Annotated in this window: 8 protein-coding genes; 3 read left to right on the top strand and 5 right to left on the bottom strand. The window is 72.7% G+C overall.

Annotation, left to right across the window (positions count from 1 at the left end):
* The first annotated feature begins 165 nt into the window (after nucleotides 1-165).
* Entirely contained in the window at nucleotides 166-3,717 is a 3,552-nt protein-coding gene (locus BMW99_RS20150) for a choice-of-anchor D domain-containing protein (RefSeq protein ID WP_069465463.1), read from the top strand.
* 76 nt (nucleotides 3,718-3,793) lie between these two features.
* Here BMW99_RS20150 and BMW99_RS20145 read toward each other — a convergent pair whose 3' ends face one another.
* The 5 genes from BMW99_RS20145 to BMW99_RS20125 all read right to left on the bottom strand — a co-directional run bounded on the left by BMW99_RS20145 (nucleotide 3,794) and on the right by BMW99_RS20125 (nucleotide 10,616).
* Nucleotides 3,794-5,212: a glycosyltransferase family 4 protein gene (locus tag BMW99_RS20145; protein ID WP_245791552.1), complete on the bottom strand. Its 1,419-nt coding sequence runs from the start codon at nucleotides 5,210-5,212 to the stop codon at nucleotides 3,794-3,796.
* A gap of 178 nt (nucleotides 5,213-5,390) precedes the next feature.
* Nucleotides 5,391-6,677: a hypothetical protein gene (locus BMW99_RS20140; protein ID WP_069465461.1), complete on the bottom strand. Its 1,287-nt coding sequence runs from the start codon at nucleotides 6,675-6,677 to the stop codon at nucleotides 5,391-5,393.
* Nucleotides 6,678-6,863: 186 nt separating this feature from the next.
* Nucleotides 6,864-7,826: an N-acetylneuraminate synthase family protein gene (locus BMW99_RS20135; protein WP_069466928.1), complete on the bottom strand. Its 963-nt coding sequence runs from the start codon at nucleotides 7,824-7,826 to the stop codon at nucleotides 6,864-6,866.
* Nucleotides 7,827-7,918: 92 nt separating this feature from the next.
* Nucleotides 7,919-9,121: an acylneuraminate cytidylyltransferase gene (locus BMW99_RS20130; RefSeq protein WP_075017270.1), complete on the bottom strand. Its 1,203-nt coding sequence runs from the start codon at nucleotides 9,119-9,121 to the stop codon at nucleotides 7,919-7,921.
* 196 nt (nucleotides 9,122-9,317) lie between these two features.
* Nucleotides 9,318-10,616, bottom strand: a complete 1,299-nt coding sequence (locus tag BMW99_RS20125) for a DUF6716 putative glycosyltransferase (RefSeq protein WP_069464897.1) — start codon at nucleotides 10,614-10,616, stop codon at nucleotides 9,318-9,320.
* 185 nt (nucleotides 10,617-10,801) lie between these two features.
* On the opposite strand from BMW99_RS20125, the gene BMW99_RS20120 reads away from it, so the two are divergent.
* Complete coding sequence (locus tag BMW99_RS20120; RefSeq protein WP_069464896.1) at nucleotides 10,802-11,881, top strand: glycosyltransferase family 2 protein; 1,080 nt, start codon at nucleotides 10,802-10,804, stop codon at nucleotides 11,879-11,881.
* The gene (locus BMW99_RS20115; RefSeq protein ID WP_075017269.1) at nucleotides 11,881-13,245 is read left to right on the top strand and encodes a polysialyltransferase family glycosyltransferase; all 1,365 of its coding nucleotides are present in this window, start codon (nucleotides 11,881-11,883) and stop codon (nucleotides 13,243-13,245) included. The genes BMW99_RS20120 and BMW99_RS20115 overlap by 1 nt, the downstream gene beginning before the upstream one ends.
* The last annotated feature ends 57 nt before the right edge of the window (nucleotides 13,246-13,302 follow it).

Raw genomic sequence — 13,302 nt, 5'->3', positions numbered from 1 at the left:
GTCCAGCCCCCCACTTGTGTTCGCGCAGTCGCTCACTCGTCCCCCCACCCGGTGTCCCCGAATCACGTCACGGAACGTCTCGCCACTCGCCTGCTGAGGTAGCCGGCGGGGCGGTCCGTGGTGCCCGGGCGCGCCCTCACCCCCCACCTCAGAGAGGAGCAAGTCGTGTTCGCCAGACTCAGAAGGCTCAGGCGTGCGGTCGCCGCGGGAGGTGGCACCGCTCTGCTGACCGTCGGCGTGGTCGCCCTCGCCGCGCCGCAGGCGATGGCCGCCGCCACCGGCGGCAACGGCGCGAGCTTGCCGTACGTCGAGGTCCAGGCGGAGAACTCCGCCACCAACGGCACGGTCATCGGCCCGAGTTGGGCGGCCGGCCAGCTCGCCGACGAGGCCTCGTACCGCAAGGCGGTCACGCTGTCGGGCAGCGGCAAGTACGTCACGTTCACCACGCCCGTGGCGACCAACTCGATCGACTTCCGGTACTCCATCCCGGACACCGGCAGCGGCTCGGTCTACACCGCGCCGCTGTCGTTCTCGATCAACGGCGCCGCGCAGTCCGACTTCACGCTGACCAACGCCTACAGCTGGTACTACGGCAGCTACCCGTTCACCAACTCGCCGGGCAGCAACCCGCACCACTTCTACGACGAGGCGCACCGCCTGCTGTCGCAGACGTATCCGGCGGGCACCACCTTCACCCTGCAGGTGCCCTCCGGCGGCACCGCCACCACCGTGGACTTCGCGGACTTCGAGAACGTCGGCCCGGCACTGAGCCAGCCCTCGGGTTCGGTGTCGGTGACGAGCAAGGGCGCCGACGCCACCGGTGCCGCCGACTCCACGGCCGCCTTCAACGCCGCGATCAGCGCCGCCGGTTCGGGCGGCACTGTGTGGATCCCGCAGGGCACCTTCAAGGTGCCGGGGCACATCGCGGTCAACAACGTCACCGTCGCCGGCGCCGGCATGTGGTACTCGACGGTGACCGGCTCCGCGCCCGGCTTCTACGGCAACTCCGCGCCGTCCGCCAGCACCGGCGTGCACCTGCAGAACTTCGCGATCTTCGGTGACGTCCAGGAGCGCGACGACAGCGCCCAGGTCAACGGCATCGGCGGTGCGATGTCCAGCTCCTCGGTGTCCAACCTGTGGATCGACCACATGAAGGTCGGCGCGTGGATGGACGGCCCGATGGACGGGCTGACGTTCAGCGGCATGCGCATCCGCGACACCACCGCGGACGGCATCAACTTCCACGGCGGGGTCACCAACTCCAAGGTGACCAACAGCGACATCCGCAACACCGGAGACGACGGCGTCGCCACCTGGGCGGACTCCGGCCTCGGCGCCGACGCCAACGACACCATCTCCAACAACACGGTGAGCCTGCAGATCCTCGCCAACGGCATCGCGATCTACGGCGGCCACGACAACACCGTCAGCGGCAACCTCGTCAAGGACACCGGTCTCGCGCAGGGCGGCGGCATCCACGTCGGCCAGCGCTTCACCTCCACGCCGGTCGGCACCACCACCATCTCGGACAACACGCTGATCCGCGACGGCAGCCTCGACCCGAACTGGCAGTTCGGCGTCGGCGCGTTGTGGTTCGACGGCAGCCAGGGCGCGATCACCGGCCCGATCAACGTGAGCAACGCGCTGATCGAGCAGAGCCCGTACGAGGCCGTGCAGTGGGTCGAGGGCACCGTCAGCGGCGTCAACCTCAGCAACGTGACGATCGCCGGCGCCGGCACCTTCGCCCTGCAGGAGCAGACCGGCGGCGCGGCGAAGTTCACGAACGTCACCGCCACCGGCATCGGGGCCTCCTCCCCGGTGTACAGCTGCGAGGGCTCCAACTTCGTGGTCACCGACGGCGGCGGCAACTCCGGCATCACCGGTACCCCGGTGTGCGGCCCCTGGCCCACCCCGGTCTTCCCGCCGTACCCGAACGAGGGCGTGTCGGCCAGTCCGAGCGCGCTCAACTTCGGTTCGGTGGCCACCGGTTCGACCAGCCCCGCGCAGTCCGTGACGGTCACCAACCCGACCGGCTCGGCGGCTGCCGTCTCCTCGATCGCGGCCGGCGGGGACTTCGCGCAGACCAACACCTGCGGCTCGTCGATCCCGGCGAACGGCTCCTGCACGGTCAGCGTGACGTTCAAGCCCACCGCCACCGGCAGCCGCACCGGGACACTGACGGTGAACGCGGGCGGCACCACCAGCACGGTCAGCCTCTCCGGCACCGGCACCGCGCCCGGCCCGGTGCTGAACCCCAACCCGGCGTCGCTGTCCTTCGCCGGCACGGTCGTCGGCGCGACGGCCACCGCGCAGACGGTGACCCTCACCAACTCCGGCACCTCGGCGGCCACCGTCTCCGCGGTCTCCGCGACCGGTGACTTCACCCAGACCAACAACTGCTCGTCCGTCGCGGTCGGCGCGTCCTGCGCGGTGACCGTGTCGTTCAAGCCGACGGCCGGCGGCGCCCGCAACGGCACCCTGACCGTCACCAGCAACGCCAACAACAGCCCGACCACCGTGGCCCTCAGCGGCACCGGCATCGACAGCTCCACCAACATCGCGGCCGGCGCGAACGCCACCGCCAGTTCCAGCAACGGCACGTACATCCCGGCGAACCTGACCGACTCCGACGCCACGACCTACTGGGAGAGCGCCAACGGCGCCTTCCCGCAGTGGGCGCAGGTCGACCTCGGCCAGAACTACGGTGTCGGCAAGGTGGTGCTGAAGCTGCCGCCGTCCACGGCGTGGGCGACCCGGCAGGAGACGCTGTCGGTACAGGGCTCGACCGACGGCTCCTCGTTCTCCACCATCGTCGGCTCGGCGGCCTACACCTTCGACCCGAACGCCAACAACAACACGGTGACCATCACCTTCGCGTCCGCCACCGCGCGGTACGTGCGGGTGAACGTCACCGCCAACTCCGGCTGGAGCGCCGCGCAGCTCTCGGACTTCGAGGTGTTCCCCAGCGGCAGCGGCGGCACCACCTCCGCGACGCTGTCCGCCGCCCCGTCGTCCCTGACGTTCGCCGCGCAGGCGCCCGGCACCACCAGCGCCGCCCAGACGGTGACCGTGTCCAACACCGGCACGGCCGCCGCGTCGGTGTCCGGGGTCGCGGTGACCGGTGACTTCGCGCAGACCAACACCTGCGGGTCGTCGATCGCGGCCGGCGCGAGCTGCACGGTCAGCGTCACCTTCAAGCCGACCGCCGCCGGCACCCGCACGGGCACCCTGACGGTCAGCGGCAACGCGTCCAACAACCCGCTGACGATCGCCCTGACCGGCACCGGCAGCGGCTCGACCAGCACCAACCTCGCGGCCGGCAAGGCCACCAGCGAGTCCAGCCACAACGACGTGTACCCGTCGTCGCACGTCACCGACGGGGACCAGAACACCTACTGGGAGAGCGCCAACAACGCCTTCCCGCAGTGGGTGCAGGTGGACCTCGGGTCGGCGCAGAGCGTCTCCAAGGTCGTGCTCACGCTGCCCGCGTCGTGGGGCGCGCGCAGCCAGACGCTCAGCCTGTCGGGCAGCACCGACGGGTCGAGCTTCACCACCCTGAAGGCGTCCGCGTCCTACTCGTTCGACCCGAGCGCCAACCAGAACACCGTCACGATCACCTTCCCGGCGGCGTCGGAGCGCTACGTCCGGGCGACGTTCACCGCCAACAGCGGCTGGCCGGCCGGCCAGCTCTCGGAGTTCCAGGTCTGGAACTCCTGACCTGACCTCCCCCCACGGGAGCACCCCACGCGGGGCCGCCGGGAGCGCACCGTCTCCCGGCGGCCCCGCCGCGTCGTCAGTGCCGGGGGCCCAGCAGGCGGGCGTAGAGGTCGAGCAGCGGCGCCGACTCGGTCTGCCAGGACCACTGGCGCAGCACGTCGTCGCGGTCGTACGCCTTGCGGTAGCGCTTGGGGTTGGTGAGCACCGCGCCGACGGCGCGGACGAAGTCGGCGGTGTCGCCGGCCCGGAACACCTCGCCGTTGCCGAGCTCCAGGGTGGCCGCGGCCATCGCCCGCACGTCGCTGACCACGACCGGCAGCCGGGCGTGCGCGTACTCGAAGTAGCGCGAGGCCAGCACCGCCTGGTGGTGCGGCAGTTGGTGGACCGGCAGCACGCCTATGTCGGCGGACGACAGGAAGCCGGCGATCTCGTCCACCGGCACGTACGGCAGCACGTGGAGCCGGGCATGGACACCCAACTGGGCGGCCCGGTCGCGGAGTTCCGCCAGATACGGGTCGTCGGCGTCGGGCACCACGAAGGCCGCGTGCAGGTCGTACAGCTTGGGCAGCGCCTCGATGACGGTGGCCGGCCCGCGATCGGGCAGCAGCTTGCCGATGTGGACGAGCAGCGGCGTGTCCTCGGACAGGTGGCAGACGGTGCGGACGCCCCCGGGACGGCTGGGCGCGGCGGTCAGCGGCGGGGCGTTCCGGCACACCGTCGGCGTGGCCGACAGGCCGTGCCGGGCGCGCAGTTCGTGGGCCAGCCGATCGCCGACGGTCACCACCGCGTCGGCCTCGGCGGCGAACGTCCGCGCGTGGGCGTCGGCGGCGACGGTGGACCTGCGGCTGGCCGCGGGCACCTGCGGCGGCGCGTCCCACACCACCTCGATACGGTGCCCGGCCGCCTCGGAGCGCAGGGCCGCGCGGATCGCCACCCCCAGCGTGCGGTGGCCCAGCGCGTGGATGAGGTGCGGCCGCACCGACTCCAGCACCGGTCCGTACGCGACCTCCTCGTCGAGCAGGCCCGGTTCCAGCACGCGCCAGGCGCGGCGGCCCAGGAGCAGCCGGGCCAGTTCGGTCACGACGTTGTCCAGCCGGGCGTCGGGGCGCTCCCTGCGGTGGACGGCGGCGCGGTGCTGGGCCGCCCGCGCGCCGGTCCACGCGGCGCGCACGCCGTGCCGCATCCAGTCCATCGCGTAGCCGCAGCGGGCCATCGCGCGCAGCGGCAACGGCCGGTGCACCAGGGCGAGTTCGGCCCCCCGGGTGGCGAGCAGCGCGCGGCGCGCCTCGATGAGGGTGGTGCGGTGCGTGTACGCCTCGGCGCTGCGGTAGGCCAGCGGCCAGCGCAGGCCGGGCCGGGGGCGCACCCTGCGGTGGCTGCCGATCACGTCCGCCACGGACACGCGGCGCACCGCGACGCCCTCGGGCACCGCCGTCGCCGGCGCGCGCCCGATCAGTGTCACCTCGTAGCCGGCCGCCCGAGCCGCAGCGGCCACTCGCAGGGCGCGTGAGTCACTGTCGAGAACTCCGCCCGACACGACCGCCACGCGCGCTGAGCCGCGTAAAGTCCCCGCCATTCCCGTACCCAACCCTATGCAGTTGATCAAAGGGTTAAGTATGCCTGGCCTGACGGCGAACTACCCCTGAGGGGGCCGTGTTTCGACCGTTCCGCCCTTACGGCCCGGGAGGGCGTGCGGGCAGGCGGGCCGCGTCCGGCAGGAGCTGGGCGGGGCTGGGCTCGTCGGCCGCGTTGAGTCCGTGCAGGTCGCGGGCGGAGTGCGTGATCCCGGTGAGGAAGGTGTGGGCACGCGGCGAGGCGGAGGCCGTCAGCCACTCCTGGTCGATGTCGCAGACGACGATGTGCACGCCGGTGCCGGCCAGCGCCAGGGGCAGGGTGTGCACGACGGTCGACGGGAAGGACAGCACCGAGCGGCCGATCGGGCCGCGCCGGGCGACCAGTTCGAGCGGCAGGTCGGGGCGGACGATCTCCAGGCCGGTCTCCGCGGCCAGCCGGTGCAGCTTGTCGGCGGCCTCCCTGCGGTGCGCGAAGTAGCGCTTGGCACCGTGCCGTTCGGCGAGCGAGCCGACCACCGCGAAGTAGCGCTCGGGATCGACGACGCCGGTCTCGACCAGCGAGGTGCCGATCAGGTCGGTGCCGCTCAGGGTCCGCGGCGGCCCGAAGCGGCTGCGGGTCCAGGTGAACCGGTTGGTGCGGAGCGTCATGCCGGACGGCGGGGTCGCGGGCATCGCGCTGAACAGCTCGACGCGGTGCCGTCCGCCGGGCGTCAGCCGGCGCCGGGCCGCGGACGCGAACAGGCCGAACGCGACGTCCACCGGGGACATCCGGCGCCCGCTGCGGTGCCAGCGCACGAGACGGCCGCCGCGGGTGAGGATCTCGGTGAACTCCATGGTGGCGGTGCCGTCGTCGACGACGGTGATGTCCTTGACCGAGCGGCACAGCGGCAGCAGCACCTGCACCAGCCGGGAGAACGGGTCGCCGATCACCAGCCGCCGCACCCGCAGGAGTTGCGGGGCCAGGGCCAGCGCGGTGCGGAGCAGTCCGCCACGTCCGCCGCGGGCCTCGAACCAGCGGACCGTGGCGCCCTCGTCGCGGGCGAGTTCGGTCATCCGGCGCAGCTGGCCGCGGCTCGTCGGGTCGGACGGCGAGAGCACCACCACGGTGAGCGGCAGCGGCGCGGGGGTCACGGCGGGCTCGGCCGCGGCGGGCAGGCAGGGAACCTGAGCCGGGGCGGATCCGTCGGCCCCGTCGGCCTCTGCCCCGGGCCGTTCGGCCTCGCTCGCGGAGCCGGCGCGAGCCGCGGGGATCGCCGGGCCGGACGTCAGGTGGACGTGCGCCCATTCCAGGACGTTGAGCAGCTGGACGGGAGACTCCACCAGGGCGACGGCGGCCCCCGGTGCGGGCCGGCGTCCGCCGGCCGGCGGCGTGGCACCCTCGGTCATCGGTGGCCCCGTTTCCTCGTCCGTGAAGTTTTCGTGCCGGTCCGCCCGCCGGGCGGGCCGTGCCGGGTGCAGCCGGTCGGTGCTGCGCTGCTGCGGTGTGCTCGGTTCTGCTGGTCGGTGCCGCCGCCGGTGGCGCGGCCGCGGCGGCCGGGCGGGTGGTTCCCCGGCCGGCCGCCGCGTGGCGGATCAGACGCCGGCGGTCGCGTCCGCGGTCTCCGCGGCGGCCTCGGCCTCGGCCTCGGCGACGATGCCGGGGACGCGGCGCAGCTTCTTCATCGGGCCCAGCTCGCCCTCGTAGACGCGCTTGACGCCGTCACCGAGGGAGGTCTCGATGATGCGGATGTCGCGGACCAGGCGCTCCAGGCCCTGCGACTCCACCGACGCGGCCTGGTCCGAGCCCCACATGGCGCGGTCCAGGGTGATGTGGCGCTCGACGAAGACCGCGCCGAGCGCGACCGCGGCGAGGGTCGTCTGCAGGCCGACCTCGTGACCGGAGTAGCCGACCGGCACGTTCGGGTACTCGGACTGCAGGGTGTTGATCATGCGGAGGTTGAGCTCCTCGTGCTTCGCCGGGTACGTCGACGTGGCGTGGCACAGCACGATGTTGTCGCTGCCGAGGACCTCGACCGCGTGACGGATCTGCCTCGGCGTCGACATGCCGGTGGACAGGATCACCGTGCGGCCGGTGGCGCGCAGGGCGCGCAGCAGGTCGTCGTCGGTCAGGCAGGCGGAGGCCACCTTGTGGGCCGGCACGTCGAACTTCTCCAGGAACGCGACGGACTCGACGTCCCACGGCGACGCGAACCAGTCGATGCCCCGCTTGCGGCAGTACTCGTCGATCGCCCGGTAGCCGTTCTCGTCGAACTCCACGCGGTGGCGGTAGTCGATGTAGGTCATGCGGCCCCACGGGGTGTCGCGCTCGATCTCCCACTGGTCGCGCGGGGTGCAGATCTCCGGGGTGCGCTTCTGGAACTTGACCGCGTCGCAGCCCGCGGCGACCGCAGCGTCGATCAGCGCGAACGCGTTCTCCAGCTCGCCGTTGTGGTTGATGCCGATCTCGCCGGTGATGTACACGGGCTGGCCGTTGCCGATGTGGCGGGAGCCAACCGGACGGAGGTTGGCAGGCAGGGTGTTCTGCGAAGAGGTCACGGGGGAGGTCCTTCGTGGTCGGGACGTGTACTGCTCGGTGAGAGCCGGGACGGGCAGAGGGGGAAGAGAGAGGGGAGGAGCGACGGGGATGGTCAGCGGGCCAGGTTCGGGCCGAGCAGCCAGGCCGCGATCTCGCGGATCGCGCCGTGGCCGCCGTGCGCCGTGGTGACGGCGCGCGCGGCGGCGCGCACCACGTCGTGGGCGCCGGCGACGGCGACGGGCCAGCCGACCAGGCCGAAGCACGGCAGGTCGTTGACGTCGTTGCCGGCGTAGAGCACCCGCTCCGGAGTGATGCCGTTCTCCTCGCACCACTGCTTGAGTGCGAGGTCCTTGCGGTCGATGCCGTGGAGCACGGGGACCTGCAGCTTGCGGGCGCGTGCGGCGACGACCGGGTTGGTCTCGGTGGACAGGATCAGGACGGGCAGTCCCGCGCGGCGCAGGGCCGCGATCCCGAGCCCGTCGCCGCGGTGCACGGTGACGGCCTCGTGGCCGTCCGAGTCGATCAGCACCCGGTCGTCGGTCTGGGTGCCGTCGAAGTCGAGGACGACCGCGTCGACGTCGTCGGCGGTCGGGGTGGCCGCGCGCGGGTCGAGCAGCGGTGCGAGGGCGCGGGCGCGGTCGAGGTCGGCGGGCTCGTCGATCTCCAGCACCCGGGCCGGGTCGGTGCGGACCAGCGCGGTGCGGCCGAAGAAGCGGTGGCTGGCGGCGCGGAAGCCGTCGGCGCGCATCGCGTAGGCGGCGCCGGTCTCCAGCAGGTCCTGCGGGCGGTCCTGACGGCGCGGCCGGGTGGCCTTGTCGTGGTTGACGCCCACGCCGCCGCCGGCCTCGCCGGTCTCGCGCCAGATGAAGCCGTGGAACGGCGCGACGGTGTGCGCGGTGTCGGCGCCGTCCTCGGTGACCGCGGCGACCACGCCGTCGATCTCCTCGCTGGTGATGAACGGGCTGGTGCACTGCACCAGCACGACGACGTCGCTGGGCGTGCCGGACATGGCCGCGTGGGCGTCCATGGCGTGCAGCACCGCGGCCTCGCTGGTGGCGGTGTCGCCGGCGATCGCGGCGGGGCGCAGCACCACTTCGGCGCCGGCGGAGCGGGCGACCTCGGCGATGGACGGGTCGTCGGTCGACACCACGACGGCGGTCACGCGCAGGGCGCCGGTGCACGCCTGTATGGCGCGGGCGACGAGCGGCACACCGCCCACCGGCGCGAGGTTCTTGCCGGGCACGCCCTTGGAGCCCCCGCGTGCGGGAATGACGGCGAGAACGCTGGGTTTCGCCGCTGACGGCTTGTCGGTCATGGGGTGGCTCCTGTCACTTCTCGCGTCGCCGTTCCGGCGCCGGGCTGCGTCCTGCGGCGGGCGCGGGGTCCCCCGGACTCCGTCCGGGACGTGCCGCCGGCGCGACCGGTCCGGCGCGGGCCGCAGGTCGTCACCGCCCCGGAGGGACGGTTGCTGTCACCGCCGGAGGACCGGCGGAGGTCGGGGTGCGCGCGCCTCACAGCTGGCCCCAGCGGCGGATGGCCGGGGCGACGCGCTGCACGCCCTGGCGGTAGGCCGTGCGCGCGGAGTTGCGGACGAGGTCGCGCACCGCGCGCCGGACCGGGCCCGGTTCGGCGGTCGCGAGTCCGGCGGCCGGCTCGCCCTTGAGGTTCAGGCCGTGCCGGGCGAGGACGCCGGGCAGGTACCCGGGTGCGGTGCGCGGGGTGTAGTAGGGCGCGAGCCGCGGCAGTCGAGGGGCGGCGAGCAGGGCGTCGACCCGCGCGCGCAGCGCCGCGTAGGGGTCGGCGCTGGCGACGCCGTGCGACGCCGTCCAGTCCGGGTCGGCCTGCGGCAGGTGGCCGTCGTCGAGTTCGTCCCAGGAGGCGTAGCAGCCCGAGCCGAGGAAGTGGTGGTTGCCGAGCGCCTCGCGGATGCCGAGGTCGGTGAGCACGGCGGTGGGGATGCCGCGGTGCAGGGACTCGAGCGCCGCGGTGGAACTGACGGTCACCAGCAGGTCGGTGCGGTCGAGGACCTCGGCCATGTTGCCGTAGACCAGGCTGACGTTGTCCGGCGGGTTCAGGCCGGAGACCAGCTTCTGGTAGGGGTGCTCCTCGATGTGCGTGGTGTGCTCGCCCGGCTTGCTGCGCAGCTTCACCAGCACGTCGCGCTCGGGGTGCCGGCGGGCGTGCTCGACGGTCCGGCGCAGCAGGTGCATCCGGTCGGCGCGCCCTTCGGGGGCGGACGGCTGGACGGCGAACGTCACGGTGAACCGGCGGCCGGGGTCCGGGCGGTAGCGGTCGCCGCCGAGGAACGGCAGGGCGGTCTCCACGATCGCGTCGACCGGGTGGCCGACGCCCTCGTAGACCGCGGCGAACCGCCGTGCGTCGTCGGCGCTGTTGGCGAGGACGACGTCGGCGCCGGCCCGCAGCAGCAGGCCGTCCGCGAGCTTCTCGTAGACGACGCCGACGTAGCCGGCCACGACGACGGGACGGCCGGCGCGGCCCTCCCACGCGCGGTTGAAGCCGTGCAGCAGGGCCTGGACCGTGCCGCCCACGCACGAGATGACGACGACGTCACAGGTGTCGTCGTTCGTCCCGGCGAGGATCTCGGCGGCGGTCGCCTCGACCATGGAGTCGGCAGGTATGCCCAGTTCGGCGAGCTGCCGTGCCGTGGGAGTGGCCCGGCCGCGCAGCAGGCGCGCGTCGACGCGGGCCTCGGGGTCGATTCGGCGCGCGGTCAGCGCACCCCACTTCCACCGGGTGTCCGAATCGGCGATCACCGTGACCCGCAGCGGGTCGGACTTGCGTTTTGGCACGATGGAGACGGTAGGAAGCAGTTGGGTTCGAGGGGCTAATCCTGGGCCAACAAGAGGTAAACAAAATGCCGCCAGTTCGCAACGCGGCGCCAATTCGCGTAGACCATCTTCTGGCCATACTCCGTTAACCCAACCGTTCCCCGCCCGCCAATCGGACCGCCCGCCGAGACCATAGGATTCTGCGAGTGGTCAAGCTCTCCGTCATCGTGACGTTCTACAACGTGCAGCAATACGTTCCCGACGCTCTCCGCAGCCTCCGGGCCAATGCCCGCTCGGACTTCGAGTTCCTGCTCATGGACGACGGGTCGACGGACCAGACGCCCCGCCTCCTGGAGGAGGGCGCGCGCACGCTGCCGGGCGCCAGGGTGCTGCTCCAGGAGCACGCCGGGGTGTCCAGGCTGCGCAACGCCGGTCTGGACGCCTCCGAAGGCGAATACCTCACCTTCATGGACGGCGACGACTGGATGGCGCCGGGCTATCTGCCGCAGATGGTCAAGGCGATGGACGACCTCGACGTCGATTTCCTGCGCACCGACCACATCAAGGCCACCGGCGCCCAGCGCGAGATCATCCGCGTTCCGCAGGGCCGCCGCAATGTCGCGCTCGACCCGCGCGCGTGCATTCTGCCCGCCGACCGCCCTTCTCTCGTCGACTACCCCAACCTGCCGTTCGGCGCGTACCACCGGCGCGCGGTGGAGCGCGGTCTGATGCGCATGCCCGAGACGCTGCGCACCGCCGAGGACCGGCTGTGGTCGTGGCGGATGCACCTGGAGGCCGAATCGGTCGGTGTCGTCGGGCTGATGGGCATGCACTACCGCCGCAGCGTGTCGACGTCCCTGACGCAGATCGGCGACGAACGCCAGCTGGACTTCATCCGCTCGTGCGAGATGGTCTTCGACATGCTGGCCAAGGACCGGGACGGCGACCGCTTCCTGCCGAAGGCCGTCCGCCAGTTCTGCGCGCTGGTCGTCTTCCACCTGGACCAGATCGACCGGTTCGAGCCGGCCATGGCCCGCCGTCTGAAGTCCAACTGCGCCGCCCTGCTCTCCCGCGTGCCCAAGGACGTGCTCAACGACGTGCTCGACTCGATGGACATCGAGCGCAGCACGCGGATCCGCCGGCTGCGCCGGCGCATCGGCGCCCGCCCCGACGGCTCCGACCCCGCCGAACTGCCCCGGCAGGCCGCCGGCGCGGCCACGGCCGCCGCCGCGCTGGACGACGACGACCCTGATGCCCGCGACAACAACGGATCGGCGGTCGCCTGATGGCCACGACTCAGATCTTCCTCGCGTCCACCCTCTACGGCGCCGCCACGCTGGCCGCCGCGATGGACGCCGGCTCGATCCCCTCCGCGGACCGCCGCATCCTGGTGGTCTGCAACAACGCCTCGGTCCCGGAGACCAGCCCGAGCCTGGACCAGGCGCCGGGCTTCGAACCCCTGCGCGGCCGCTTCGACCGCCTGGTGTCCTGGAACGAGGTCATCCACCCGCTGCACCCCGGCGGCTGGACCCCGCGGACCAACGAGATCCCCATGTGGGAGCGGCACCTGCGGATGCTCTGGCACCTGGGCGAGAGCGACGTCCAGCTGATCGTGGAGTCCCTTCAGGTGCCGCCGGCCCTGTCGGTCGCCCAGGTCTTCCTCGACGCCCCGCTCACGGTCTACGCCGACGGCCTGATGTCGTACGGCCCGACCCGCAACAAGCTCGGCCTGCTGGTCGACACCCGGATCGACAAGCTGCTGCACCTGGACCTCGTGCCGGGCCTGGAGCCCATGCTGCTCAGCGAGTTCGGGGTGCCCTCCGAGGTCGTGCCGACCGCCGAGTTCACCAAGGTGCTCGCCGAGGTGGCCGCGGCCGCCGGCGTCTCCGAGGTCGAGGGCCTGCAGGAGATGCCGCGGGACTCGGCGCTGCTGCTCGGCCAGTACCTGTCGGCGCTGAACATCCTCAGCGCCGAGGAGGAGGAGCGGCTCCACCTGTCCATGGTGCGCGGCGCCGTCGCGCTCGGGCACCGGCAGATCGTCTTCAAGCCGCACCCCACGGCGCCCGCGCACTGGCTGGAGCCGCTCAAGGTCGAAGCACGGCGGCTGGGCGCCGAGTTGACGGTGCTGAACACGCCGGTGCTGGCGGAGGTCGTCTACCAGAAGATGCGTCCCGCGCTGGTCGTCGGCTGCTTCTCCACCGCGCTGCTCACCGCGTCCGTGCTCTACGACATCCCGGTGGCGCGCACCGGCACCCGGCTGCTCCTGGAGCGCCTGGCGCCGTACCAGAACAGCAACCGGATCCCGGTGACGATCGTCCACGCGATGCTGCCGGACCTCGACGACGCGGCCGCCGTCCGCGCGTGGACGCCGCCGTCGCCGCAGAGCGTGGCGGCGGACCTGACGCCGCTGCTACACACCGTCGGGTACTGCATGCAGTCCAAGGCGTACCCGGGGCTGCGCGACGAGGCCGTGGCCTGGCTGAGCACCGAACTGACCGCGGAGACCTGGCCGTACTTCAAGAAGCGCCGGCTGACGACGCTCGGTCTGCCGGGCGCGATCCCGGCCCGCCTGGCGTTCGTGCCGCGCAACCGCACGGTGCGCCGGGTGGCGCGCCGGGCCCGCGCGCTGAAGAAGGCCACGATCGGCTGAGGCCCGCGGGCCCGCGGGCCCGCAAGCCGGCGGCCCGGAACGCCGGCCGGTGGAAGG

Source organism: Actinacidiphila rubida, assembly GCF_900110255.1.
GTDB lineage: Bacteria > Actinomycetota > Actinomycetes > Streptomycetales > Streptomycetaceae > Actinacidiphila > Actinacidiphila rubida.
This window is presented reverse-complemented; position numbering and strand designations above follow the sequence as displayed.

Excerpts from the sequence above, each read along its gene's own strand:
- BMW99_RS20130 (WP_075017270.1), bottom strand. The coding sequence starts at position 9,121 with ATGACCGACAAGCCGTCAGCGGCGAAACCCAGCGTTCTCGCCGTCATT.
- BMW99_RS20140 (WP_069465461.1), bottom strand. The coding sequence starts at position 6,677 with ATGACCGAGGGTGCCACGCCGCCGGCCGGCGGACGCCGGCCCGCACCG.
- BMW99_RS20115 (WP_075017269.1), top strand. The coding sequence starts at position 11,881 with ATGGCCACGACTCAGATCTTCCTCGCGTCCACCCTCTACGGCGCCGCC.